Origin of the sequence: Pseudonocardia sp. C8 (genome assembly GCF_014267175.1) — a bacterium.
GTDB lineage: Bacteria > Actinomycetota > Actinomycetes > Mycobacteriales > Pseudonocardiaceae > Pseudonocardia.
Map to the genome: position 1 here is coordinate 3,361,786 of NZ_JACMTR010000002.1, position 26,028 is coordinate 3,387,813.

The window sequence follows — 26,028 nt, forward strand, 5'->3', positions numbered from 1 at the left end:
GCCCGCGGCTCACCGCAGCCGTGCACCCTCCGCCACCCCGCGGAGCATCACCGGGCCGAGGTCGCGGCCGCGCCGGCACAGCCACGGCACGCCCTTGACGACCAGCCACGCCCCGCGGTGCCACGCGGTCACCTCCCGGCCGCCCTCGGGTGCCAGCCCGACCGTGCCGGGCACCGCCCAGCCGCGGGCCGCGAGCAGCTCGGCCATCCCCCGGGCGAGCAGCCGGTGTCCCAGCTCGGACGGGTGCAGCCGGTCGACGCTCCAGGCTGCGGCCTCGTAGGAGGCCGGCACGTCCAGGTCGAGCACGCCCACCGGGATCCCCGCGTCGGCGACCGCGCCGTCGAGCGCCGCGTTGAGCGCCGCGATCCGGGCCGCCAGTGCCCGGCGCAGCACGGCCGGCAGCCGGAACACCCGGGTGTGGTCGTGGAACCGGACCAGCAGCACGGTCACCCCGGCCCGGCCCAGCAGGTCGAGGGCCTCGGCACAGTCCCGGCGGAGCGCCGCCGGGTCGAAGTCCGAGCGCATCGTGTCGTTCATGCCCGCGCACAGCACGACGACGTCGGGGCGGGCGGCCGCAGCCGCCGGGACCTGCTCGTGCCGGGTGGCGGCCATCCGGGCGCCGGTGCGCGCGTGGTTGTCGAGGCGGACGTGCCCGTCCGGGCGGGACGGGTCGGACAGGGCGTCCCGCAGCAGCGGGCCGAACCCCCGCCAGCCGCCGCCGGGCCGGGGGTCTCCCAGCCCGACGGCGGTGGAGTCGCCCAGCACGACCAGGTGCCGGACGGGGCGCCCGCTCCCCGGCGGGGTGGCGCGGGTACGGGCGGGATCGGCGACGGTGGTGGACGCGATCACGGGGCGCACGCGCCCACGATCACCCGCCGGCCCTCCGCGGGGGTGTGCAGCCGGTGACGCGTCCCGGACCGGGACGCGAACAGTTACCGGTCGGGCACCCGGAACGCCGGGAACACCGGGAGCTCGGACGGCGCGTCCGGGAACCGGGCGTCCAGCGCGTCGACGACGGCGCCCGCCAGGTCCGCGGTCGCCGGCCGTTCGGTGTCCGCCGCGACCGCGGCCAGCCCGCGCCAGTAGTGCCGCAGCGCGGTGGAGATCCGCGGGGACCGGCCGGCGTCGGCGCCGATCGGGCCGTCCCGGTGCAGCAACCGGGGCAGCAGCAGCCAGGTCGACCACCACACCCACAGCAGGTGCGCGTCACCGAGCCGGGACTCGAGCACCTCCGGGTCGTCGAGCTCGGGCCACACCGGGGTGACCTCGGCCCGCCAGGCGTCGAGCATCTGGGTCGCCACCGGCGCGGGCAGCGCGAAGCTGGCCGCGCAGGCGGGGAACGGGAGGCGGACGTAGGCGGCGTCCAGCACGACGTCCCGGAAGCAGCCCCACTCGAAGTCGACGAACCGGACCCCGCGGCTGGTGACCAGGTTGTTGTCCGGGCAGGTGTCGGACGGGCTGAACGCCCGGAACCCGGTCCCGCCGAGCAGCCGGACCCCACCGTGCGCCTCCAGCACCGCCAGGTCGGGCACGTGGACGCCGAGGGCGTCGGCGAGCAGGTCCGGGAGCCCGGCGAGCGCGGCGCGGGCCTGGTCTGCGACCGGGTCCCGGCGGACCTTCTCGCCGAGGCGGCGCAGCAGCGCCCCGAAGTCGCCCTCCCGCCCGGCGGTCGCCGCCTGCATCCGGCCCAGGCCGCGCGCCCAGCCGAGCAGGCAGGTGCGGGCGGCCTCCCGGTCCGGGCCGAACAGCTTGTCGGCGAGCGTCATGCTGCGGCCCAGGTCCTCGAGCACGAGCAGCCGCTGGTCCGGGTCGTGCGCGATGATCACGGGGCTGGGCCGGACGTCGGCGGGCAGCGCGGTGAACAGCTGGCAGGACGCCACCTCGTAGCGGAACGGGTCGGAGGGCCCGGGGACGTCCTGGTACTGCTTGATGACGACGCTGCGCCGGTCCGAGAAGGGGTTCTGCGCCATCCGGGCCCGGGCCACGACCGAGCTGCCGCTCCCGCCGAGGTCCTCCGGTTCGGAGAGTTCCACCTCCGAGCCCGCCCGCCGGGACAGCAGCCGCGCGGCGCCGGCCACCGCCGCGACCGCGCCGGGAGTCGCCTGCGGATCGGTCATCGGAGGAGACCCTACCCGTCGGGGAGCCCGCGGTCCGCGCCCCGACGCCGGGTACGCCGGCGGGCCAGCAGCAGGACCAGCGCCGCCGCGACGGTCATCCCCGCCAGGTTGACGCCCAGTTGCAGGGCCGACATCCCGGCCTCGTACCAGCGGCCCTCGACGGCGGCGGCCGACGCGAACCCGGCGGCCGGCACCGTCACCACCGAGATGAACACCCCGACCAGCGCCGAGGACCGTGCCGAGGTCAGCGACAGCATCCCGGCCGCGCCCGCCAGCACCGCGACGACCAGCGAGAACGGCCCGACCTCGTAGATGAAGTCGGTCTGGGGCAGGTGCGCGAGCGACGACGCCGACAGCCAGCCGAACAGGTCGAACAGCAGCGTGGCGCCCGCGGTCACCAGCATCGCGAACGGGAACCCGGCCGCCAGGGCGAGGCCGCCGCGGCGGAGCAGGTCGCCCCGGCGCAGCACCAGGCCGACCGCCGTCGCCGCGATCGGGCCGAACTCCGGGCCGAGCACCATCGCCCCGACCACGGTGACCGGGGAGTCGGTGACGGCCCCGATCGCGCCGAGCAGGCAGGCGATCGTGAGGAACGCGAGGAACGTGGCCGAGAGCCGCGACTCGGTGCCGGTGCGGTTGATCAGCTCGTCCCAGACGACGGCGTCCGTCCCGTCCCCGGGGGCGGCCTCCTCGGCCGCGTCGGCCCGGTCGGACAGCACGGTGTCGAGCTCTTCGAGGGTGATCCCGCCGTCGTGGTCGACCCCGAGGTCGGCGAGGCGCGCGAGGACGTCGTCGGCGCACTCGCGCGCGACGACGGCCTCGACCAGGTCCCCGGCCGGCTGCACCGCGACCCCGCGCTGGACGACCAGGTGGGCCGCCCCCGGCTCGCCGGTGAGGACGTCGCGGACGTCGGCGGTCCGCTCGGGCGGGCAGACCACGCGCAGGTGCAGCACGGGCTACGCGGCGGGCCCGGGCTTCTCCGGGGCACCGCCACCGGTCTCGCCGGGCTTGCCGGGGGCGGACCCACCGGGGGCGCGACCGGCCGGCGCCGCGTCGACCCCGGCCTCCTTGCGCTGGGCGGCGGTGATCGGCGCCGGCGCGTGGGTCAGCGGGTCGAAGCCGCCGCCGGTCTTCGGGAACGCGATGACCTCCCGGATCGAATCGACGCCGGCGAGCAGCGCGGTGATCCGGTCCCACCCGAACGCGATCCCGCCGTGCGGGGGCGGGCCGTAGGAGAACGCGTCGAGCAGGAAGCCGAACTTCTCCTTGGCCTCGGTCTCGGACAGGCCCATGACCTCGAAGACCCGCTTCTGGACCTCGGGGTCGTGGATACGGATGGAGCCGCCGCCGATCTCGTTGCCGTTGCAGACGATGTCGTAGGCGTACGCGAGCGCGTTCCCGGGGTCCTGCTCGAAGGTGTCGATCCACTCCGGGGTCGGCGAGGTGAACGCGTGGTGCAACGCCGTCCAGGCCCCCGAGCCCACCGCGACGTCGTCGGTGTCGGCGGTCGACTCGAACAGCGGGGCGTCCACGATCCACACGAACGACCACGCGGACTCGTCGATCGCGCCGATCCGCCGCGCGATCTCGCCGCGGGCGGCGCCCAGCAGGGCGCGGGCCTCGGACGGCGTGCCGGCCGCGAAGAAGATGCAGTCGCCGGGGTTCGCACCGGTGGCCTCGGCCAGCCCGGCCCGCTCGGCCTCGGACAGGTTCTTCACGACCGGGCCGCGCTCGTCGACCGTCCCGTCCTCACCGATCAGGACGTAGGCGAGCCCGCGGGCGCCGCGCTGCTTGGCCCACTCCTGCCAGCCGTCGAGCACCTTGCGCGGCTGCGCGGCACCTCCCGGCATGACGACGGCGCCGACGTAGGGGTTCTGGAACACCCGGAACCCGGTGTTCGCGAAGTACCCGGTGAGCTCGGTCAGCTCGATGCCGAACCGCAGGTCCGGCTTGTCGGACCCGAAGCGGGACATGGCCTCGGCGTAGCTCATCCGCGGGATCGGCGTCGGGATCTCGTGGCCGACCAGCTTCCACAGCGCGACCAGCACCTTCTCGGCCAGCGCGATGACGTCGTCCTGCTCGACGAAGCTCATCTCGATGTCGAGCTGGGTGAACTCGGGCTGCCGGTCGGCACGGAAGTCCTCGTCCCGGTAGCAGCGCGCGATCTGGAAGTAGCGCTCCAGGCCGCCGACCATCAGCAGCTGCTTGAACAGCTGCGGGCTCTGCGGCAGCGCGTACCACGAGCCGGGCCGCAGCCGGGCCGGGACGAGGAAGTCCCGGGCGCCCTCCGGGGTCGAGCGGGTCAGGGTCGGCGTCTCGACCTCGATGAAGTCCTCGCCGGCCAGCACGTCCCGGGCGGCCTTGTTGACGTCGCTGCGCAGCTTCATCACCGACGCCGGGCCGGTGCGGCGCAGGTCGAGGTAGCGGTGCGTCAGGCGGATCTCCTCGCCGACGCCGGTGTGCTCGTCGATCGGGAACGGCAGCGGCGCCGACTCGGACAGCACCCGCAGCTCGGTGACCGTGACCTCGATGTCACCGGTGGGCAGCTCGGGGTTCTCGTTGCCGGCGGGGCGCCGGACGACCTCGCCGACGACCTGTACGCAGAACTCGGCCCGCAGCCGGTGGGCCCGCTCGGCCATCTCGCCCTCGCGGAACACCACCTGGGCGCTCCCGGACCGGTCACGCAGGTCGATGAAGATCACGCCGCCGTGATCCCGGCGGCGCGCCACCCATCCGGCGAGGGTCACGGTCTGGCCGGCGTTCTCGGCACGCAGCGTGCCGACGGGGTGGGTTCGCATCACGGCGGACAAGGCTATCCGCCCGCCCTCGCGGCGTTACAGCAGGCTCAGCTGGCCGGCCCGCGGGTCGGGCACGGCAGGTGGCTCCTCCTGACGGGTCCAACCCAGATCCCGCACCGGCTTCCGCGACGCGGGGTCCCCGGCTGCCGGATCCCGCCGGTCCAGGCCGTGCCGGGCCAGCAGCGGGACGACCCGCCGGTGCAGCGCGGTCCGGTACTCCCGGTCGGCGTTGGCGCCCCGCCGGTAGAGCCGCTCGTAGCGCGGCAGCAACTTCGGGTACTCCCGGGCGAGCCACTGCAGGAACCATTCCCGGGTTCCGGGGCGCAGGTGCAGCGCGAGCACCGTCGCACCGGTCGCGCCGGCGGCGGCGATCTCCGCGAGCACCGCGTCGAGCGCCTCCTCGGAGTCGGTGAGCCAGGGCAGCACGGGCGCGACCATCACCCCGCACGGCAGCCCGGCGTCGGTGATCCGGCGGACCAGGTCCAGGCGGGCCCGCGGGCTCGGTGTCCCGGGTTCGAGCCGCGCCTGCAGGCCGCGGTCCAGCAGCGCGATCGACACCCCGGTCCCGACCCGGACGTCGGCGTTCGCGGCGGCCAGTTCCGGGAGGTCCCGGGTGAGGACGGTGCCCTTGGTGAGGATCGAGAACGGCGTGCCCGACCGGGCGAGCGCGGAGATCACGCCCGGCATCAGCCGGTAGCGACCCTCGGCGCGCTGGTAGGGATCGGTGTTGGTGCCCATCGCGACGTGCTCGCGGCGCCAGCCCGGCCGGGCCAGCTCCCGTTCCAGGACGCGGGCCACGTTCACCTTCACCACGATCTGCGAGTCGAAGTCGGCGCCCGCGTCCAGGTCCAGGTAGGTGTGCGTGTTCCGGGCGAAGCAGTTGTGGCTCACGACACCGGCCGCGACGAAGTCGCCGGTGCCGGTCGTGATGTCGACCATCGGGACGATCTCCCCGGTGTCCTCCACGTCGACGACCCGCGGGGCACCGTCCGGTGGTTCCTCCACGAGCGCGCCGCCGACGTCGCGCACCCGGGCCACGGCCGGGTCGGCGGCGGCGACCAGCCGCAGCTGCTCGGCAGCCCCGCCCAGCACCCGCAGGGCGCGGCCGCCCGGCCGGCCCGACGGTTCGGACGCGACCCGGAACCCGAGCCGGCGCAGCGCCTCGACGGTCGCCCGGGTGAGCACCTCGTCGGCGGGGACGACCCGCAGCACTCCGGCGCTCACCTCGCCGCACACGTCCAGCACGCCACCGAGGAAGCCGGCGGACCAGCCGGGGCCGGGTCGGTCCGGCCAGGCCGCCGGTGAAGGCCGCTCCCCCGCGACCGCCGCGACCCCGCCGGCCGCGGGACGCGGCGCGCGGTCCGGACCGTGCGCCACCACCGGCCGCGACGTGAGCAGGTGGTGGGCCCGGGCCAGCGCCTCCAGCTCCACCCATGCCGACGGGAACGGAGCGGCGGTCACCCGGCCGCGGACCGCATCGGCCCGGGCCAGCCCGCAGAGGTAGCCCTGCGCGTAGCCGTCCGGCCGGGGCCGGCCCGGCATCGCCGCGGCACCGGGACCGGCCAGCTCCGAGCCGGGGCGCAGGTGCGGCCGGTCCGCCGACGCCCGGCACCGCCCGGGCCGGACGTGCGCCCACCCGCCCCGGGTGAGGAAACGGTGTTCGGCCGAGGTCACCAGCAGCGTGCCGTCGTCGAGGACCACCCGCTGCGCCCGGCGATGGGTGGACCAGCGCGCCAGCACCGGGGTGCGGACGAACCGCCGCCGGCCGCGCGCGTCGGGCACCGTGCCGACGACCTCGTCGCCGGCCCGGAGCTCGCCGATGGGCCGGGAGCGGCCGTCGGCGGTCAGCACCGGGGTCGCCCCGTCCAGGCAGTAGGTGCAGGCATGGGAGCAGCCGCGGTACGGGTTGACCGTCCAGCCGAACGGCATCGGCGACGACGACGGCACCCGGTTCAGCACCGACCGCGCCTCCACCTCGTGGAAGACCGTGCCCGCGAACTCCGGGGTCCGCACGCTGCGCAGCAACCCGCGCATCCCGGGCAGCGCCGCATCGGTGCCGATCCCGTCGAGTCCCACCTGCTGTCCGCTCCACCGCACACCCATATTCGAACACAAGTTCGAGCAGCCGGCAACCGGTCGTCGCCGGACGGTGTCGTCCGGGCGAGCGCCGGTCGGCGATCCGGAGATCGACTGCGAGGATGCGGGGGTGCACCCGCCCGATCCGCGCCGTCCGGGCCCGCCGGACGCCGAGCCGCCGCGCCGGAACCCGCGCCGGCCGGACGGGCGACGGCCGGACGGACGCGGACCGGACGCCCCCCGACCGAACGACGCCGGACCGAACGACCCCCGGCAGGACGACCCCGGGCAGGACCCGCGCAGGCAGGACGGACCCGGGCAGCACGAGCCCGGGCGTCGCCGGGCCGGGGGCAGCCGGCACCGGGCGGCGGAACCGGACACCGAGCAGGTCACCCGCGCCCGCCGCGCCGCGCACCCCACCGGCGGCGACGACACCCCCCGGGCACCGAGACACGCATCCGGCCCGGCCGAGAACCGTCCGGTCACGAGCGGACCGGCCGAGAACCGCCCGGCCGAACACCGCCCGGCCGAGAACGGCCCACCCGCGGAGTGGTGGGGCCGGTACCCGATGGCACCCGGCGACCGGACGGGCGGGCATCCGGCCTCTCCCGCGTCACCGCCGGACCGGCCCGGCGCGCCGCCGGCAGGTGAGGCCGGGAGCGCGGCCGTCGACCGGTCCCCGACGTCCGGCACCACGAGGTCACCCGGACCGGAATCCGACCACCCAGCGGAGGACGGTCCGGAGGGCACCGGCTCGTCGCGGGCCCGGTCGGCGGCCCCGGAACCGGCCCGCCGGCGCCGCCGGCCGGCTCGCGGACCGGCACGGTCCGGCGGTACGCCCCCCGGAACCCGGCACACACAGCCCGGCGATGCGCCCCCCGCGACCGGGCACGCACAGCCCGGTGGTACGCCCCCCGCAACCGGGCACACACAGCCCGGCGATGCGCCCCCCGCGACCGGCCACGGGCACGGCCACGGGCACGGCGCCGCCACCCCGGCCGGCCGCCGCGTCCGGAACCTGCTGGTCGCCCTGCTCGTGCCGTGCGCGCTCGCCACCCTCGCCGGGGTGGCGCTGCTGTGGCCCGGGCAGGCCCCGGTGCCCGAGCTGCCGCCGACCCAGCAGGTCCGCGCCGAGGTGACGGCCGTGCAGGTCGCCGACTGCACCCCCGGCTCCGGGGACGGCGCCTGCACCGGCGTCACCGTCACCATGACCGACGGTCCACGGGCCGGCCGGACCCTCGTGCAGCTCGTCCCGGACGAACCGTCCAGCCCGCGCTTCGCCGCCGGCGACCCGGTGACGCTCGCCTGGTCCGGGGGCAACCCCGACGAGGCCGGGTCCTACCAGCTCAACGACTTCCAGCGCGGACCCCCGCTGATCTGGCTGGCGGCGGCGTTCGCGCTGGCCGTCGTGCTGCTCGGCCGGCTGCGCGGGCTCGCCGCGCTGGCCGGGCTGCTCCTCAGCTTCGCGGTGCTGCTGTGGTTCGTGCTGCCCTCGATCCTGTCCGGGCGCTCGCCGCTGGCGGTCGCGGTGACCGGCGCGTGCCTGATCATGTTCGTGGTGCTGTACCTGACGCACGGGTTCAGCGCCCGGACCTCCTGCGCCGTGCTGGGGACGCTGGCCTCGCTCGCCCTGATCGGCGTGCTCGGCTCCGCGTTCACCGCCGCGGCCCGGCTGACCGGCCTGGACGACACGACCACGAACCTCATCGGCACCCTCGGGCCCGGCGTCCCGATCGACCCGCGCGGGCTGGTGCTGGCCGGGCTGGTGATCGGCGCCCTGGGCGCGCTGGACGACGTCACGGTCACCCAGGCGTCGGCCGTCTGGGAGCTCGGTGCCGCCGACCCGGAGCTCGGTGCCGGGAAGCTGTTCGCCGCCGGGATGCGGATCGGGCGGGACCACGTCGCGTCCGCGGTGAACACCCTCGTGCTGGCCTACGCCGGCGCCGCGCTGCCGTTGCTGCTGCTGTTCAGCGTCGCCGCCGGCGGGGTGACCGAGGTGCTGACCAGCCAGGACGTCGCGACCGAGATCGTCAGGACGCTGGTGGGCAGCATCGGGCTGGTGGCCGCGGTGCCGGTCACCACGGGCCTCGCGGCACTGGTCGTCGCGCGGCGCTGACCCGTCAGGCGGGGCGCCTCGCCAGCAGGTGCGCCTCCCCGGCGTCCTCGTGGTGCGCCACGATCTCCAGGTCTGCGAACGCCCGGACCAGCTCGCCGGGCGCGGCGCGGAACCGCCCGCCGGCGTCGCCGACCTCGGACAGCACGGTGATCGCCAGCAGTCCGCCGGGCGCGACCGCCGACGCCAGCACCGGGTACAGCGCGGGAGCCCGGAACCGCTGGCAGACGACGACGTCGTAGGTCCCGTCCTCGATCGGGAACCCGTCGTCGAGATCGGCCTCGACCCAGCGGATCCGGCCGGGCGGCCGTTCCGCGGTCGCCAGCTCCGCCGCGGCGGCCAGACCGGCCGGCGAGACGTCGACGGCGACGACGTCCAGGCCCCGGCCGGCCAGCCACACGGCGACGGCGCCCCGCCCGCACGCCACGTCCAGGGCACGGCCCTGGGCCGGCACCAGGTCGAGGTGCCCGCGCAACGCGTCCGGCGGCTGCGGCGTGCCCGGGCCGAGCCCGAGGTGCCGGGCGTCCCAGCGCTCGCGGTCCTCCCCGCTCATCGGCCGCCGGGATCGACCTCGGCGGCGACCGCGGTCACCACGGCCTCCACGACCGCGTCCAGCGGCACGTCCTGCTGCTCGCCGGAGACCAGGTCCTTGAGCCCGATCGTCCCACCCGCCAGGTCCCGCTCGCCGAGCACCAGCGCGAACCGGGCTCCGGACCGGTCGGCGGACTTCATCGCGCCCTTGAGCCCGCGGCCGCCGTAGGACAGGTCCACCCGGACCCCCCGCGCCCGCAGCCCGGCCGCGATCGTGACCAGGCGGCGTTTCGCGGCGTCCCCGAGCGGGACGCCGAACACCTCGGAGCGTGCCGCCGACCACGGCTGGACGCCCTCGACACCGCAGGCCAGGAGCGTCCGGTCGACGCCGATGCCGAACCCGACCCCGGACAGCTCCGGCCCGCCGAGGGTGGCCATGAGGCCGTCGTAGCGTCCGCCGCCGCCGATCCCGGACTGGGCGCCGAGCCCGTCGTGCACGAACTCGAAGGTCGTCTTCGTGTAGTAGTCCAGGCCGCGCACCATCCGCGGGTTCGGTGTGTACGCGACACCGAGGTCGTCGAGGTGTTCGAGGACGGCGGCGTGGTGCGCCGCGGCGGCGTCCGACAGGTGGTCCATGAGCAGCGGCGCCTCGGCCATGGCGGCGCGAACCTCGGGCCGCTTGTCGTCGAGCACCCGCAGCGGGTTGATCTCGGCGCGGGCCTTCGTCGGCTCGTCGAGGTCCAGCCCGGCCAGGAACTCCTGCAGCCGCGCCCGGTAGGCGGGACGGCACTCGGCGTCCCCGAGCGAGGTGATCTCCAGCCGGTAGCCGGTGAGGCCGAGCGCCTTGAAGCCCTCGTCGGCGATCGCGATCACCTCGGCGTCGAGCGCGGGGTCGTCGACGCCGATCGCCTCCACGCCGACCTGCTGCAGCTGCCGGTAGCGCCCGGCCTGCGGGCGCTCGTAGCGGAAGAACGGCCCCGTGTAGCGCAGCTTCACCGGCAGGCCCTGCTTGTCGAGGCTGTGCTCGATCACCGACCGGACGACGCCCGCGGTCCCCTCGGGCCGCAGCGTCACCGACCGCTCGCCCCGGTCGGCGAACGTGTACATCTCCTTGGAGACGACGTCGGTGGACTCCCCCACCCCGCGGGCGTAGAGCCCGGTCTCCTCGAAGACCGGCAGCTCGATGTGGCCGTACCCGGCGCGGGCCGCGGCCGCGGCGAGGGTGTCCCGGACGTGCACGAACCCGGCCGAGTCCGGCGGCAGGTACTCCGGGATGCCCTTCGGCGCGGCGAACGGCTCGGGCTTGCGCGCCCGGGCGCCGTCGGCTCGCTGCTCGGTGGCGGTCACAGTGGGTCCACGTCCTCTCGATGCCGGCAGGTGCGCGGAACCCGCGCCCGGCCACGGTCGAATGCGCAGGGTCCCGCGCCCCCACCCTAGAACCGTGGTCTCCCGGATTCGCTCCCAGGTCGCCCCGCTACCCTCCCCGCGGGACGAGTGATCATCGCAGGGGAGTCGGCGGAGCGTGGCGACGAATCAGCAGCGCCGGGAGGCGGCGAAGCGGAAGCTGGCGGCCCAGCAGGCCCGCCGGGCCGAGCGGGCGGCGAAGCGGAAACGAACCACCACGATCGCCGCGGTGGCGACGGTCCTCGTGGTTGCGCTGGTCGCCGCCGTCGTCTACGCGCTCACCTCGGCGTGGAGCGGGCCGGCCGAGCCGGCGGCCGCGGGCGGCGGGCCGGACACCTCGGCCCTGCCGACGGTGCCGCTGCCGCAGCGCCCGACCGCGCTGCCCGCGTCGGTGAACTGCGACTACCCCGCGTCGCCCGAGCCGGCGTCCAAGCCGGTCGGCCCGCCCGCCGCCGGTCCGGTGCCCGCCGCGGGCACGGTGCCCGCCACCCTGCAGACCAGCGCCGGGCCGATCGACCTCACCCTCGACCGGGGGCTCGCGCCGTGCACGGTGCACAGCTTCGTGCACCTCGCCGAACAGGGTTTCTTCGACGGCACCTCCTGCCACCGGCTCACCACCAGCCCCGGCCTGCAGGTCCTGCAGTGCGGTGACCCGACCGGGCAGGGCAACGGCGGCCCCGGCTACTCGTTCGCGGACGAGGTCTTCCCCGGGCTCACCTACGGCCGCGGGCTGCTCGCCATGGCGAACGCCGGCCCGGACACCAACGGCAGCCAGTTCTTCATGATCTACGGCGACGCCCAGCTGCCGCCGAACTACACGGTCTTCGGTTCGATCGGCCCGCAGGGCCTCGCGACCCTGGACACCGTCGCGAAGGGCGGCGAGTCGGCCGGGTCCGGGGACGGCACCCCGAACGTCCCGGTCCGCATCGAACGCACCTCGTGAGTGGACAGGAGGGCTCCGGCCCTCCCATCCACTCACGGGCGGCTACGCCGCACTCGTGACGCGGTAGACGTCGTAGACGCCCTCGATGTTGCGCACCGCCTGCAGCAGGTGCCCGAGGTGCTTGGGGTCGCCCATCTCGAAGGAGAACCGGGAGACCGCGACCCGGTCCCGGGACGTCGTCGTCGACGCCGACAGGATGTTGACCTTCTCGTCGGCCAGCACCTTCGTCACGTCGGACAGCAGCCGGTGCCGGTCGAGCGCCTCCACCTGGATCGCGACCAGGAACACCGACTCCGGCGACACCGACCAGGCGACGTCGACCAGGCGCTCCTCCCGCGCGGTGAGGTCGCCGGCGTTGGTGCAGTCGGTGCGGTGCACGCTGATCCCGCCGCCGCGGGTGACGAAGCCGAGGATCTCGTCACCGGGTACCGGGGTGCAGCAGCGGGCGAGCTTGACGTACAGGTCGCCCATCGGGTTGCCGTCGGCGTCCTGCACGACGACGCCGGCGTCCCCGGACGGCCGCCGGTGCCGGACCGTGGACGGCGTCGCCCGCTCGGCGAGCTCCTCCTCGGCCTCCTCCTCGCCGCCGAACCACGCCACCAGCCGCTGGACGACGTGCTGGGCGCTGGCCTGGTGCTCGCCGACGGCGGCGTAGAGGGCCGAGACGTCGGTGAAGTGCATCTCCCGGGCGATCGCGGACATCGCGTCGGCCGAGACGAGCCGCTGCAGCGGCATCCCGGTACGCCGCGCCTCCCGGGTGATCGCCTCCTTGCCCTCCTCGACGGCCTCCTCGCGGCGCTCCTTGGCGAACCACTGCTTGATCTTCGCCTTCGCCCGCGGGGACTTGGCGATCTGCAACCAGTCCCGGCTGGGGCCCGCGTCCTCGGCCTTCGAGGTGAAGATCTCGACGACGTCGCCGGAGGACAGCTCCCGTTCCAGGGCGACCAGCTTGCCGTTGACCCGCGACCCGATGCAGCGGTGTCCGACCTCGGTGTGCACCGCGTACGCCAGGTCGATCGGGGTCGCCCCGGTGGGCAGGGTGACGACGTCGCCCTTCGGGGTGAACACGAAGATCTCCCGCGCGGCGAGGTCGAAGCGCAGCGAGTCGAGGAACTCGCCGGGGTCGGCGGCCTCGCGCTGCCAGTCGAGCAGCTGGCGCATCCACGCCATCTCCTCGACCTCGACCTCCTTGCCCGCGCCGCCGCGGACCTCCTTGTACCGCCAGTGCGCGGCGATGCCGTACTCGGCGGTGCGGTGCATCGCGTGCGTGCGGATCTGCACCTCGAGGGGCTTGCCGTCGGGGCCGATGACCGTGGTGTGCAGCGACTGGTAGACCCCGAACCGGGGCTGGGCGATGTAGTCCTTGAACCGGCCCGGCATCGGCTGCCACAGCGCGTGCACCATGCCGATCGCGGCGTAGCAGTCGCGCACCTCGTCGACCAGCACGCGGACGCCGACGAGGTCGTGGATGTCGTCGAAGTCCCGGCCCTTGACGATCATCTTCCGGTAGATCGAGTAGTAGTGCTTCGGGCGTCCCTCGACCTTCGCCGGGATGCGGGCCGAGTCCAGCTGCGAGGTCACCTCGTCGATGACCTGGCGCAGGTAGGTGTCCCGGGACGGCGCCCGGTCGGCGACCAGCCGCACGATCTCCTGGTACTTCTTCGGTTGCAGGATCGCGAACGACAGGTCCTCCAGCTCCAGCTTCACCGTGGCCATGCCGAGCCGGTGCGCGAGCGGGGCGAACACCTCCAGGGTCTCGTTCGCCTTCTTGACCTGCTTCTCCGGCCGCAGGAAGCGCATGGTGCGCATGTTGTGCAGCCGGTCGGACAGCTTGATGACGAGCACCCGCGGGTCACGGGCCATCGCCACGACCATCTTGCGGATGGTCTCGGCCTCGGCGGCCGAACCGAACTCGACCTTGTCGAGCTTGGTGACGCCGTCGACCAGGTGCGCGACCTCGTCGCCGAAGTCGGCCCGCAGCCGTTCCAGGGAGTAGTCGGTGTCCTCGACGGTGTCGTGCAGCAGCGCCGCGACCAGCGTGGTCGTGTCCATGCCCAGCTCGGCGAGGATCGTCGCGACGGCGAGCGGGTGGGTGATGTACGGGTCACCGGACTTGCGGGTCTGGCCCTCGTGCTTGGCCTCGGCGACGTCGTAGGCCCGCTGGAGCAGGACGAGGTCGGCCTTCGGGTGCAGCGAGCGGTGCACCGCGGCCAGCGGCTCGAGGACCGGTTTGACGATCGCCACCCGCTGCGGGGTCATCCGGCGCGCGATCCGGGCCCGGACGCGCCGGGTCGCGGACGGGCGCGGCGGTTCGTCGTCGGCAGGGGTCAGCGGCCGCGTGGCGGGGTGGACACTCGTCCGGTCGACCTCGGTCACCGCACCTCCTGCTCGTGCCGGGTGGCGGGAGTGTGGTCCCACCGGTGAGGATAGTCCCTACGCGTTCAACAGCGCGTCCACCCGCAGGTCACCCAGCCGCGACCGACCGTTCAACGTGGTCAGCTCGATCAGCGTGCCGAACCCGGCGACGTCCGCGCCGGCGTCGGCGAGGAGCGCGCAGGCCGCGGCGGCGGTCCCGCCGGTGGCGAGGACGTCGTCGACGACGTACACCCGGGTGCCCGGTTCGATGACACCGGCCGGGACCTCCAGCGTGGCGCTCCCGTACTCCAGCTCGTAGCTGCGGGACGCGGCGACGGCGGGCAGCCTGCCGGCCTTGCGGACCGGCACCGTCCCGAGCCCGGCGACGAGCGCGACCGCGGCGCCGAGCAGGAACCCGCGGGCCTCGACCCCGGCGACGAGGTCGGCGTCGCCGGTGTGCGCGGCGAGCTCGGTCACGACGGTCGCGAACGCCTCGCCGTCGGCCAGCACCGGGGTGATGTCGCGGAACAGCACCCCCGGGGCGGGATGGTCGGGCACCGACCGGACGAGCTCGGCGACCCGCAGCAGGTCCGCACCGGACTCGGCGTCGATCCCGGGGCCGACCCGGATGCCGCCGACGGCGGTCACCGTCGCCTCCGCCCGGTCTTGCCGGTCGGGCGGGCACCGGGCCGCGGCGGGGCCGGGGCGGTGCTGCTCACGGCCGCGAGGGTGTCGTCGGCGGCCGGGTGGCCGTCGCCGGTCTCGGGCACGGCCTCGCCGTTGCGGACGGCGGCCACGCGGGCCCGGCGGGCGGCGACCCGCTCGGCCTGCTCGCGGAAGCGCCGGTCGCGCATCTTGAGGTCCACCAGGACCGGGGTGGCGAGCAGCAGCGACGAGATCACACCGGTGATCATGCCGACGAGCTGGACGAGCGCGAGGTCGGCCAGCGTGCCGACCCCCAGCAGGCCGACCCCGATCACCAGCAGGCCGAGCACCGGCAGGATCGCGATGAGCGAGGTGTTCAGCGACCGCATGAGGGTCTGGTTCAGCGCGAGGTTCGCCGCCTCCGGGTACGTGCGCCGGGTCAGCTTCAGCAGCCCGCGCGAGTTCTCCCGCACCTTGTCGAACACGACGACGGTGTCGTACAGCGAGAACCCGAGGATCGTCAGCAGGCCGATCACGGTGGCCGGCGTGACCTCCAGACCGATGATCGAGTACACGCCGGCGGTCACGACGATGTCGTTGACCAGCGCGACCAGCGCCGCGACCGCCATCGCCCGCTCGAAGTAGACGGCCAGGAAGATCGTGACCAGCACGATGAACACCGCCAGCGCGATCAGCGCCTGGGTGGTGACCTCGCCGCCCCAGGTGCCCGACACCTGGGAGTCGCTGATCGCGGCCGCGCTGGGTGCACCGCCGGCGCCCAGCGGTTGCAGCTGCGTGAACAGCGCGTCCCGCAGCGGGACCAGCCGGTCCGCCCCGAGCGGCTCGGACTGCAGCACGATCGACGCCGACTCCCCGGTGCCGACGGACTGGGTCACCTCCGGCGCGGTCCCGACGACGTCCCGGTAGACCTGCTCGACCTGCTGCACGGTGATCGGCCCGCCGGCGCCGTTCGCGGGCAGCTGGATCTGGGACCCGCCGGTGAAGTCGATGCCGAGGTTGAAGCCCCGGAACACCAGCGAGAGCACGCACACCGCGAGCAGCACGCCGAAACCGATGTACCAGATCTTGGTGCGGCCGACGATGTCGACGCTCGCGGTGCCGGTGGTGAGCCGGGCCCAGCCCGACAGCCGCTCGGGGGCCGTCATGATCCTGCTCCCTTCGCGGTGGTGGTGCGCCGCCCCACGGCGGGCTTGTCACGGCGGTGCCGGGCCCCGATCCGGTCGACCGCACCCAGCCCGGACAGCCCGGGGCGCCCCAGCGACTTCGACCGGGAGATCAGCATGACCAGCGGGAACGTCACGAGGAACACGACGACCAGGTCGAGCACGGTGGACATGCCGAGGGTGAACGCGAAGCCGCGGACCTCACCGACGGCGAGGATGTAGAGCACCGCCGCGGCGAGGAAGCTGACCGCGTCCGCGGTGAGGATCGTCCGGCGGGCCCGCTCCCAGGACCGCGGGACGGCCGAGCGGAACGTCCGGCCCTCCCGCATCTCGTCCTTGAGCCGTTCGAAGAAGATCACGAACGAGTCCGCGGTGATGCCGATGGCGATGATGAACCCGGCGACGCCCGCCAGGTCGAGGGTGAACCCGATCCAGCGTCCGAGCAGGATCAGCACCGCGTAGACGACCACGCCGGACAGGGCCAGCGACAGGATCGTCAGCACGCCGAGCAGCCGGTAGTAGAACAGGCAGTAGGCGAACACCAGCGCCAGCCCGATCGCACCGGCGATCAGTCCGGCCTGCAGCGAGGCCAGGCCGAGGGTCGCCGACACGGTCTGCGCGGTGCCGGAGTCGAACGACAGCGGCAGCGAGCCGTAGCGCAGGGTCTGCGCGAGGTCCTGGGCGCGTTCCTGGTTGAACTGCCCGGAGATCTCGGTCGGGCCGAAGATCGGGCCGTTGACCCGCGGCGCGGAGACGACCTCGCCGTCGAGCACGAACGCGGTCTGCTTGCCCACGTTCTGCGTCGTGTACTGGCCCCACGCGTTCGCGGCGCGCGGCTCGAAGGTCAGGCTGACCACCCAGCCGGCGCCGGTCTGGCTCTGCTGGGCCTGCGCGGACGCGATCTCGGTGCCCTCGATGAACGACGGGCCCAGCACGTACTTGGCCGTGCCGTCCTCACCGCAGGTGACCAGCGGCTTCGTCGGGTCGTCGTAGCCCTGCAGGGGGTCCGGGGCGCCGCAGTCGAGGGTGAGCAGCGCCTGCACCTGGGTCGCCGGGTCCTCGCTCTGCCGGGTCGCCCGCAGCCGCTGGACCTCGGCGGCGACCCGCGGGTCGTCCGGGGAGGCGGCCCCGGGGGGCGGCGGTTCCGGTGCCGGCGGGGGGTCCTGCAGCGGGGCCGTGGCCGCGACCGGTGCGACGGCGCGGGTCTGCGCGGCCGGGTCGCCCTGGCTCTGCGGCTGCGACGGCGCCGGCCCACCGGGTGCGTTCCCGGGCGGCGCCTGCCCGGGCTGCCCCTGGCCCGGCTGCCCCTGCCCGGGCGGGGCCGCCGGGATCTCCTGGACCACCTCGCGGAACCGCAGCTGCGCCGTCTGCCCCAGCGAGCGGGCCTGCTCACCCTCGTCGCCGGGGACGGTGATGACGATGTTGCTGCCGTCCAGCTGCACCTCGGCGCCGCTGACCCCGAGGCCGTTGACCCGCTGCTCGATGATGTCCTGCGCCTGCACGAGCTGGTCGCGCGGCGGCGGCTGGCCGTCCACCGTGCGGGCCGTGAGCGTGACGCGGGTGCCACCCTGCAGGTCGATGCCCAGCTTCGGCGTCACGTTCCCGGCCCCGGTGAACAGCACCAGGGAGTAGAGGACGACGACGATGCCCAGGAAGGCCGTCAGGTAGCGCCAGGGGCGCACGTGCTGCTGCCCCGACGACGTTGCCACGTGTCTGTTCTCCTGATCCGACTCGCGAGGCGGCTGCGGCCGACGGCACGGCCGGCCGACCGGCGCCGGCCGGCCCGGTCGTGCGGACCGCGCGGGGCCGCGGCACCGGACCCGGCCGTGCGACCGAGCCACCGGAACGGGCCGCGCGGCCCGCTCCCCGTGGTGCTCAGTGAATCGTCGGCTTGTTCTCCGACTGGTCCGTCTGGGCCGGCTTGTCCGCCTCGGCGGTCTCCTCGGTGGTCTCCTCGGCGGTCTCGTCGGGGGCGGCGGCGACCTTCTCCCGGATCGCGGCGCGCAGCCACGTCGTGACCACACCCTCGGCGATCTCGAGGTCGACCGTCTCCTCGTACGAGCTGTCGACGATCGTGCCCCGCAGCCCGGACGTGGTGACGACGACGTCGCCGTCCTCCAGCGCCTGCTGCATGGCCTGGGTCTCCTGCATCTGGCGGCGCTGCTTGCGGCCGTTCAGGAACAGCGGCACGAACAGCAGCAGGATGATGAGGAAGGGCAGCAGCGACAGCAGGCCCGAACCACCGGCCTCCTGTGCAAGGATCAGATCCATCGTGCGGGGTCTCCGTCTCGTCTCGTCGTCGTGAGTGTGCCAGCCGGGACCGACACCGACGGGCGGGCCCCTCCCGGGGCGTGGACCGCTCGTCGCACTGCGCCGGGCCGAACGGTGCCCGCGGGCGACCGGCCCGCGGGACAACGGCCCGGATGTCCGGATCGTTCCGGCGTGCTCACCACCGGACGTCGTGACGTCGCACGGTGTCCGGGTTCTCCCGCGCGGTGCGCGGACCCACCAGGATGCCTCGCCGGCCACCCGATGGCTGCCCGATCCGTTCGGTCCGTCCGGATCCTCCCACGCCCGCTTCCGGAGCGTGCGCCCCCACTCACCCACATGCCGCACCGGGTGGGTCCGGGGCCGCACGCGGGCCTCCCCGAAGCCGGGGGATCACCGATTCGGCGTGATTCCGGCCGTCGATGGCCGGATCCGCGCCAGATTCGTGATCACCGCCGACGGCGTCCGACAGGGCGGCCCTCGCCGTGTGATCGCCGGTTCGGCACGGTGTCCGGCCATTCCTGACCGGGTACCGTGCCCGACCGGCGATCACCGCGGGCGGCGGGCCGGTCGGTCAGAAGAGCGGGTCGACGCGGTGGCCCGCCGGGGCGTCGGCGGGCGGGGTGAGGCCGAGGTGCGTCCACGCCAGCGGGGTGGCGACCCGGCCCCGGGGCGTCCGGGCCAGCATCCCGGCCCGCACCAGGTACGGCTCGCACACCTCCTCGACCGTCCCGGCCTCCTCCCCCACCGCGACGGCGAGCGTCGAGATCCCGACCGGGCCGCCGTGGAACGAGCGGACCAGCGCGGTCAGCACCGCGCGGTCGAGCCGGTCGAGGCCGAGCTCGTCGACGTCGTAGACGGCCAGCGCGTCCCGGGCGACGTCGCGCCGGATGACGCCGTCCGCCCGCACCTCGGCGAAGTCGCGGACCCGGCGCAGCAGCCGGTTCGCCACCCGCGGCGTGCCGCGGCACCGGCCGGCGATCTCCTCCGCGCCGTCCGGGCGCAGGTCGATGCCGAGGATCCCGGCCGCCCGGTTGAGGACCTGCTCCAGCTCGGCGTCCTCGTAGAACTCCATGTGCCCGGTGAACCCGAACCGGTCCCGCAGCGGCCCGGTCAGCGAGCCGGCCCGCGTGGTCGCGCCGACCAGCGTGAACGGGGCGACGTCGAGCGGGATCGACGTCGCGCCCGGCCCCTTCCCGACGACGACGTCGACCCGGAAGTCCTCCATCGCCAGGTAGAGCATCTCCTCGGCGGGCCGGGCGGTGCGGTGGATCTCGTCGATGAACAGGACGTCCCCGGGCACCAGGTTCGACAGCATCGCCGCGAGATCACCCGCGCGTTCCAGGGCCGGCCCGGAGGTCAGCCGGATCGCCGCCCCCAGCTCCTGCGCGATGATCATGGCGAGGCTGGTCTTGCCGAGCCCGGGCGGCCCGGACAGCAGGATGTGGTCCGGCGGGTCACCGCGCCGCTTCGCGCCCTCCAGCACGAGCTCCAGCTGCTCGCGGACCCGGGGCTGCCCGACGAACTCGTGCAGCGACCGCGGGCGCAGCGACGCCTCGACGTCGGCCTCGCCGGGCTGCGCGGTCGCGTCGATCTCGCGCATCCGGTCGAACGCCCCGGCGTACGGATCGGTCTCCTCCACCGGACCCGGCTCGGGGTTCATCGGGACCGGCCCAGCGTCGCCAGCGCGGTGCGCAGCAGCACGCTCGCGTTGCTGTCAGGTTGCTCGGCGAGGACGCCGTCGACGGCCTGCTCGGCGGGCTTCTGCGGGAACCCGAGGCCGAGCAGCGCCTCGACGACCTGCTCGCGAACGCCGAGCACGGGCGTCGGTGCCGATGTCGCGGCTGCGCCGGCCGGCGCGGGTTCGGGCGCGGTCACCTTGTCCCGCAGCTCGACGACCAGCCGCTCGGCGCTCTTCTTCCCGACGCCCGGGATCCGGGTGAGGACGGCCAGGTCACCGTCGGCGAGCGCCCGGCGCAGCGTGTCCGGTTCGAGCACCGCGATCGTGGCCAGGGCCAGCCGCGGCCCGATCCCGGAGACCGTCTGCAGGAGCAGGAACAGCTCGCGCTCGTCGGTGTCGGCGAACCCGAACAGCGTCAGCGACTCCTCGCGCACCACGAGGGTGGTCGCGAGCCGGGCCTCCTCGCCACGGCGCAGCCCGCCGAGCGTCGCCGGGGTCGCGTGGACGGCCAGGCCGACCCCGCCCACCTCGACGACGGCGTGGTCCAGCCCGATCTCCAGCACCGGGCCGCGCACCGAGTGGATCACCGAGGAGCCCCCCTTCCGCGAACGGTCGTTCGATCCGGGACGGTACCGCGCGCCCCCGACGGTCCCGCACCCGACACGGCGCCCGCGGGCCGTGCAGGGCCGCGGCCCCCTCGACACGTGCGGCGACGGCACGGTGCGGCGGTGACTCGGCGCGGTGCCCACCGGCACGAGCAGCGCCGCCCCGTCCCACCGGAGATCGACGATTGTGGAGTGCAGCGTTCGTGTAGCGAGCGCTGCACTCCACAACGGGTGATCACCGCCCGAGGGCGAGCCGGATCGCGGCAACTCGGCCAGCGGCTGGACCCGGCGCAGCAGGGCGGTCGCGCCGCCCGCGTCGACATCGGGTACGCGCCGACACCTCGTCGACGACCGGGTCGACACCGGGGGCCGGCGACGGTGAGGAGGTCGATCGGCCGGCCGCGCCGGATCGGTCAGCGGCGGCGCGCGTTGCCCCGGCGGTCGCCGGTCACCGCCGGGCCGGGTGCCGTCCACGTTCCCGCGGAGCGGGCGTCGGCGGCCGCCCGGGCGGCCGCCCACTGCTCGGCCGCGGTCGGCGCTCCGCCCTGGTGCGCGGCCCGGGCCTCCGCCAGCCGCGCGCGGTGCACCGCGGCCAGCTCCTCGGCCCTGGCCTGCGCCTCGGCCATCCGGTCCAGCATCGGCGAACGCCAGCAGTGGCAGATCGCGAGGGCGAGCGCGTCGGCGGCGTCGGCAGGCTTCGGCGGGGCATCCAGCCCGAGCACCTTGGTGACCATCGTCGTGACCTGGGCCTTCCCCGCCCGGCCCTCCCCGGTGACCGCCGCCTTCACCTCGCTGGGGGTGTGGAAGGCGACCGGCAGCCCGGCCCGTGCGGCGACCAGCGCGACGACGCCGCTGGCCTGCGCCGTCCCCATCACCGTGCGCACGTTGTGCTGGCTGAACACCCGCTCGACGGCGATGACGTCCGGCCGGTGCCGCGCCACCCAGCGCTCCACTCCGTCCGCGACGGCGAGCAGCCGGCGCTCGAGCGAGAGGTCGGACCCGCTGCGTACGACGCCGACGTCCACGAAACCGACCGAGCGGCCGGCGCCGGACTCGACGACCCCGATCCCGCACCGGGTCAGGCCGGGGTCGACCCCGAGCACCCGCACCGCGTCACCCCTTCCGCACGCACGTTCGAGCCCGCACGCTACCGGCCACCGCCCCACGCCGGGCCGGGGCGCGCCCGGGACCGATGAGACGCCCGTATTCGCCCTGGCCGGGGCGGGATCGTGCCGATCGACCCGGCCGGGGCATTCCCGTTGCACGATGTCGCCCCGCCCGGGGCACCATCGTGCAGATCGACTCGGGTCCGCTACTCGGGGCGCACGGTGTCGTCCCACCGAGGGCGGCAACGTGCAGCTCGATCCCCGCGCAGACCTCGAGGTGCACGATCCCGCCCCACCCAGGGCAACACCGCGCAGATCAACTCGACCTCAGCGCTCGACACGCACGCTCCCGCCCCAACCAGGGCGACAACGTGCGACTCAACCCCGCCCAGCCCCCGAGATGCACGATCCCGCCCCACCCAGGGCAACACCGCGCAGATCAACTCGACCACAGCCATCCCGACTACGGCCCGGGCCGACCGCGCAGTCGAATGGGCTCGGCGCACAACGACGCACCTCGCGCCCGCCCGGAAGGCGGGATCGCGCTGATCGACCCGGGCCGCGGGTGCCGAGATGCTCCTCGATGCCGCCACGCTGGCCGAGCCCCGGTCGTCCGGGCGGCGCCCGGGTCACGTCCCAGCAAGCGCCCCGAGTCCGACCACCGCGTTCGCTGATTTCGGCGATGCACCGACCCGCCGATCCGGCGCACCCTGACGCGAGCCGGCCGCGGACGGTGCATCGGCCGCCGCGACGGCACGGAGGGGGACGGCCATGACGACGACGGACCCCACCGGCCACCGCGGTCCCTCCCCGGCCCGCGACGACGTGCACGAGGTCGGCGCGCTTCCCGGGACCCGGATCGAGTGGGTGATCGCGGCGGCGCGCGCCTCGGGGCTGCTGCTCGCCCTGCGCGCCGCCGAGGTCGCCGGCCGTGCGGCCCCGCCCCCACCGCTGGACAGTGGCCGGGCGCTGCGGGCGTGGGCGCGCGTCGTGCGGCCGGTGCTGGACCGCTCCGGGTGCACGACGGTCGGGGTCGGGCTCGACGACCTGCGGATCGTGGCCGCGGCGGCGGCCGCGCTCGGGTCGGCGCTGTGCCGCTCCCGGGCCGGCGGCACCGCCGATCCGGTCGTGGAGGTGCTCCGGGCGGACGCCGCGGCGCAGCAGGTGACGGCGGAGGACCTGGTCGCGCAGCTGGCCCGGGTGCACGGTGTGCTCACCGCAGCCGGCCCGGGATCGGCCGCGGAGATCTGGTGGGCCGGGGCCACGCCCCGCGGGTAGGCGTCAACCGCGCGGAGAGCCGTCTGCGGTCGACGCCAGGCGTCCGGCGCGGCGCATGCCCCGGGCGCGGCCCCGCTCAGTGCGCCGCCGCGTCCCAGCTGCGGCCGTAGCCGACCGACACCTCCAGCGGCACCGACAGCTCCGCGGCGGCCGCCATCTCCCGGCGCACGAGCGCCTCGAGGACCTCATGCTCACCGTCGGCCACCTCGAGCACCAGCTCGTCGTGCACCTGCAGCAGCATCCGGCTGCGCAGCCCCTCGGCCTGCAGCGCCCGGTGCACACCCAGCATCGCGACCTTGATGATGTCCGCGGCGCTGCCCTGGATCGGCGCGTTGAGCGCCATCCGCTCGGCCATCTCCCGGCGCTGCCGGTTGTCGCTGGTCAGGTCGGGCAGGTACCGGCGGCGGCCGAGGATGGTGGCGGTGTAGCCGTCCTTGCGGGCCTGGTCGACGACCCCGCCGAGGTAGTCCCGCACCCCGCCGAACCCGGCGAAGTAGTCCTCCATGAGGCCCTTGGCCTCGTCGGTGGAGATCCGCAGCTGCGTGGACAGGCCGTACGCCGAGAGCCCGTACGCCAGGCCGTAGTTCATCGCCTTGATCTTGGCGCGCTGCTCGACGGTCACCGCGGCCGCGTCGACGCCGAACACCCGGGCGGCGGTCTCGGCGTGGAAGTCGTGCCGCGACCGGAACGCCTCGATCAGCGCCGCGTCCTCGGACAGGTGCGCCATGATCCGCATCTCGATCTGGCTGTAGTCCGCGGTCATGAGCTCGGCGTACCCCGGCCCGACGACGAACGCGTCCCGGATCCGGCGCCCGGCGGCCGTCCGGATCGGCACGTTCTGCAGGTTCGGATCGGTCGACGACAGCCGGCCGGTGGCCGCGATCGTCTGCGAGTAGGTGGTATGGATCCGCCCGTCGTCGGCCACGGACTTGATCAGCCCGTCGACGGTGACCTTCAACCGGGTCGCGTCCCGGTGCTGCAGCAGGTACTGCAGGAACTCGTGACCGGTCTGCTCGTAGAGGCTCTGCAGCGCGTCCGCGTCGGTGGTGTAGCCGGTCTTGGTGCGCTTGGTCTTCGGCATCTCCAGCTCGTCGAACAGCACGACCTGCAGCTGCTTCGGCGACCCGAGGTTGATCTCCTTGCCGATCACGCGGTACGCGTTCTGCGCGGCCTCGCGGACCTGGCCGCCGAAGTCCGACTCCAGGTCGGACAGGGCCTCGCCGTCGACCGCGATCCCGGCCGCCTCGCAGTCGGCCAGCACGAACGCCAGCGGCAGCTCGAGATCGGCGAGCAGCTCGGTGCCGCCCCGGTCGGCCAGCTCGGTGTCGAGCGCGTCCGCCAGCTCGGCGATCGCCGACGCGGCCAGCATCTCCTGCTGAGCCGCCTGCTGGTCGGCCTCCTCCTCGCCACCCAGCAACGACAGCTGCCCGTCGGCCGGCTCCTCGGTGCGCAGCTCGCGGCGCAGGTAGCGCAGCGCCAGGTCGGCCAGGTCGAACGTCCGCTGTCCCGGCCGCGCCAGGTACGCGGCCAGGGCGGTGTCGCTGGTCAGCCCCTCGAGGGTCCAGCCGCGCGCACGCAGGGCGTGCAGCACGGCCTTCACGTCGTGCGCCGCCTTCGGCACCGACGCGTCGGCCAGCCACTCGCCGAGCGCCGCCTCGTCGTCCGGGGTCAGGCCGGTCAGCGTGAGGTACCCGGCCTGCGGCACGCCCGCGGCGGCACCGGCGGCGCGCTGCTCGACGGTCGCCTCCCCGGTGGCGAGCGCGATCCCGGCGACGTCGCGGGCCGCGACCGGACCGCTCACGCCGGCGAAGCTGAGCGCGACCCGGCGACCGTCCCGGGCGTGCGCGTCGAGCCACGCCCGCACCCCGCCGGGTGCGATCACCGCGCCGGAGATGTCGAACCCGGACTCGGCCTCCGGCTCGGCCGACTGCAGCGTGGCGAACAGCCGCTCACGCAGCACCCGGAACTCGAGCTCGTCGAACAGCCGGTGCACCGCGTCGCGGTCCCAGGAGCGCACCTCCAGCTGCTCCGGGCCGATGCCGAGGTCGACGTCCCGGACCAGCTCGGTGAGTTGCCGGTTCAGCAGCACGTTGGCCAGGTTGGCCCGCAACGCGTCACCGGCCTTGCCCTTCACCTCGTCGACCCGGTCGGACAGCGCGGCCAGCGAGCCGAACTCGCGCACCCACTTGGCCGCGGTCTTCTCCCCCACTCCGGGGATCGACGGCAGGTTGTCCGACGGGTCTCCACGCAGCGCCGCGAAGTCGGGGTACTGCTCCGGGCTGAGCCCGTACCGCTTGTCCACCTCGGCCGGGTCGATCCGCCCCAGGTCCGACACGCCCCGCTTCGGGTAGAGCACGGTGACGTCGTCGGTGACCAGCTGGAACGCGTCCCGGTCGCCGGTCGTGATGAGCACCTGCATGCCCTGGGCCGCCGCCCGCGTGGCGAGGGTGGCGATGAGGTCGTCGGCCTCGTAGCCCTCGACGGCGAACACCGGGATGTTCAGCGCGGCGAGGACCTCCTTGATGAGGTCGATCTGGCCGCGGAAGTCGTCCGGCGTGGTGGTGCGGTTCGCCTTGTAGTCGGCGAACCGCTCGGCCCGGAACGTCTTGCGGGAGACGTCGAACGCCACCGCCAGGTGGGTCGGCTCCTCGTCGCGCAGCAGGTTGATCAGCATCGACGTGAAGCCGTAGACCGCGTTCGTGGTCTGGCCGGTGCCGGTGCGGAAGTTCTCCGCCGGCAGCGCGAAGAACGCCCGGTAGGCCAGCGAGTGGCCGTCGAGCAGCAGCAACCGGGGGCGGTCGGAGGTCGGCGTCGCCGCCTGCGTCGAGGCGGTCCGTGTGGCGGGGCTCATCGGCGGCGAGTCTAGAACCGACCCCCGACAACGAACGCGGCCGCGCCCCGGTGGGACGCGGCCGCGGGGGGGG

18 protein-coding genes and 1 pseudogene are annotated in these 26,028 nt (G+C 74.8%); 3 read left to right on the plus strand and 16 right to left on the minus strand.

Features of this window, described 5'->3' with window-relative positions:
* Positions 1–9: 9 nt before the first annotated feature.
* The 5 genes from H7X46_RS16135 to H7X46_RS16155 form a co-directional block, all read right to left on the minus strand.
* The gene (locus H7X46_RS16135) at positions 10–858 is read right to left on the minus strand and encodes an SGNH/GDSL hydrolase family protein (protein ID WP_370588799.1); all 849 of its coding nucleotides are present in this window, start codon (positions 856–858) and stop codon (positions 10–12) included.
* 74 nt (positions 859–932) lie between these two features.
* A complete protein-coding gene (locus H7X46_RS16140) occupies positions 933–2,117 on the minus strand; it encodes a hypothetical protein (RefSeq protein ID WP_186360186.1) in 1,185 nt (394 codons plus the stop codon).
* Between the two features lie 11 nt (positions 2,118–2,128).
* Positions 2,129–3,070, minus strand: coding sequence for a DUF389 domain-containing protein (locus H7X46_RS16145; RefSeq protein WP_186360187.1), 942 nt, complete (start codon positions 3,068–3,070; stop codon positions 2,129–2,131).
* A 3-nt stretch (positions 3,071–3,073) separates the two neighbouring features.
* On the minus strand, positions 3,074–4,918 hold the full coding sequence (aspS, locus tag H7X46_RS16150; protein WP_186360188.1) for an aspartate--tRNA ligase: 1,845 nt from the start codon (positions 4,916–4,918) through the stop codon (positions 3,074–3,076).
* A 33-nt stretch (positions 4,919–4,951) separates the two neighbouring features.
* A complete protein-coding gene (locus H7X46_RS16155) occupies positions 4,952–7,018 on the minus strand; it encodes an intein-containing Rv2578c family radical SAM protein (RefSeq protein WP_186360189.1) in 2,067 nt (688 codons plus the stop codon).
* A 1,039-nt stretch (positions 7,019–8,057) separates the two neighbouring features.
* On the opposite strand from H7X46_RS16155, the gene H7X46_RS16160 reads away from it, so the two are divergent.
* Complete coding sequence (locus tag H7X46_RS16160) at positions 8,058–9,107, plus strand: YibE/F family protein (protein WP_370588800.1); 1,050 nt, start codon at positions 8,058–8,060, stop codon at positions 9,105–9,107.
* A 4-nt stretch (positions 9,108–9,111) separates the two neighbouring features.
* Here the strand turns inward: H7X46_RS16160 and H7X46_RS16165 are convergent, their stop codons facing one another.
* Together H7X46_RS16165 and hisS are read right to left on the minus strand one after the other, a co-directional pair.
* Complete coding sequence (locus H7X46_RS16165) at positions 9,112–9,657, minus strand: bifunctional 2-polyprenyl-6-hydroxyphenol methylase/3-demethylubiquinol 3-O-methyltransferase UbiG (RefSeq protein WP_186360190.1); 546 nt, start codon at positions 9,655–9,657, stop codon at positions 9,112–9,114.
* Entirely contained in the window at positions 9,654–10,982 is a 1,329-nt protein-coding gene (hisS, locus tag H7X46_RS16170; RefSeq protein WP_186360191.1) for a histidine--tRNA ligase, read from the minus strand. Before hisS ends, H7X46_RS16165 begins: the two co-directional genes overlap by 4 nt.
* Before the next feature lie 175 nt (positions 10,983–11,157).
* On the opposite strand from hisS, the gene H7X46_RS16175 reads away from it, so the two are divergent.
* The gene (locus tag H7X46_RS16175; protein WP_186360192.1) at positions 11,158–11,982 is read left to right on the plus strand and encodes a peptidylprolyl isomerase; all 825 of its coding nucleotides are present in this window, start codon (positions 11,158–11,160) and stop codon (positions 11,980–11,982) included.
* Positions 11,983–12,024: 42 nt separating this feature from the next.
* Here the strand turns inward: H7X46_RS16175 and H7X46_RS16180 are convergent, their stop codons facing one another.
* The 8 genes and pseudogenes from H7X46_RS16180 to ruvC form a co-directional block, all read right to left on the minus strand.
* Positions 12,025–14,313: a bifunctional (p)ppGpp synthetase/guanosine-3',5'-bis(diphosphate) 3'-pyrophosphohydrolase gene (locus H7X46_RS16180; protein WP_186362710.1), complete on the minus strand. Its 2,289-nt coding sequence runs from the start codon at positions 14,311–14,313 to the stop codon at positions 12,025–12,027.
* A 102-nt stretch (positions 14,314–14,415) separates the two neighbouring features.
* On the minus strand, positions 14,416–14,985 hold the full coding sequence (locus tag H7X46_RS16185; RefSeq protein ID WP_186360193.1) for an adenine phosphoribosyltransferase: 570 nt from the start codon (positions 14,983–14,985) through the stop codon (positions 14,416–14,418).
* Positions 14,982–16,148, minus strand: coding sequence for a protein translocase subunit SecF (gene secF, locus H7X46_RS16190; protein ID WP_186360194.1), 1,167 nt, complete (start codon positions 16,146–16,148; stop codon positions 14,982–14,984). Before secF ends, H7X46_RS16185 begins: the two co-directional genes overlap by 4 nt.
* Entirely contained in the window at positions 16,145–17,875 is a 1,731-nt protein-coding gene (secD, locus tag H7X46_RS16195; RefSeq protein ID WP_186360195.1) for a protein translocase subunit SecD, read from the minus strand. The genes secF and secD overlap by 4 nt, the downstream gene beginning before the upstream one ends.
* A 166-nt stretch (positions 17,876–18,041) precedes the next feature.
* The gene (yajC, locus tag H7X46_RS16200; protein ID WP_186360196.1) at positions 18,042–18,437 is read right to left on the minus strand and encodes a preprotein translocase subunit YajC; all 396 of its coding nucleotides are present in this window, start codon (positions 18,435–18,437) and stop codon (positions 18,042–18,044) included.
* 571 nt (positions 18,438–19,008) lie between these two features.
* A complete protein-coding gene (ruvB, locus tag H7X46_RS16205; RefSeq protein WP_186362711.1) occupies positions 19,009–20,037 on the minus strand; it encodes a Holliday junction branch migration DNA helicase RuvB in 1,029 nt (342 codons plus the stop codon).
* A gap of 56 nt (positions 20,038–20,093) precedes the next feature.
* Positions 20,094–20,702: a Holliday junction branch migration protein RuvA gene (gene ruvA, locus H7X46_RS16210; RefSeq protein WP_186360197.1), complete on the minus strand. Its 609-nt coding sequence runs from the start codon at positions 20,700–20,702 to the stop codon at positions 20,094–20,096.
* A 536-nt stretch (positions 20,703–21,238) separates the two neighbouring features.
* A pseudogene (ruvC, locus tag H7X46_RS29740) lies at positions 21,239–21,829 on the minus strand (crossover junction endodeoxyribonuclease RuvC); the annotation flags it as partial.
* A 768-nt stretch (positions 21,830–22,597) separates the two neighbouring features.
* Between ruvC and H7X46_RS16220 the strand changes: the two are divergent.
* Positions 22,598–23,104 (plus strand): hypothetical protein, encoded by a 507-nt coding sequence (locus tag H7X46_RS16220; RefSeq protein ID WP_186360199.1) that lies wholly within the window; start codon positions 22,598–22,600, stop codon positions 23,102–23,104.
* 76 nt (positions 23,105–23,180) lie between these two features.
* Here the strand turns inward: H7X46_RS16220 and polA are convergent, their stop codons facing one another.
* Positions 23,181–25,955 carry a DNA polymerase I gene (gene polA, locus H7X46_RS16225; protein ID WP_186360200.1) on the minus strand — a complete coding sequence of 925 codons (2,775 nt, stop codon included), beginning with the start codon at positions 25,953–25,955 and terminating at the stop codon, positions 23,181–23,183.
* Positions 25,956–26,028 lie beyond the last annotated feature (73 nt).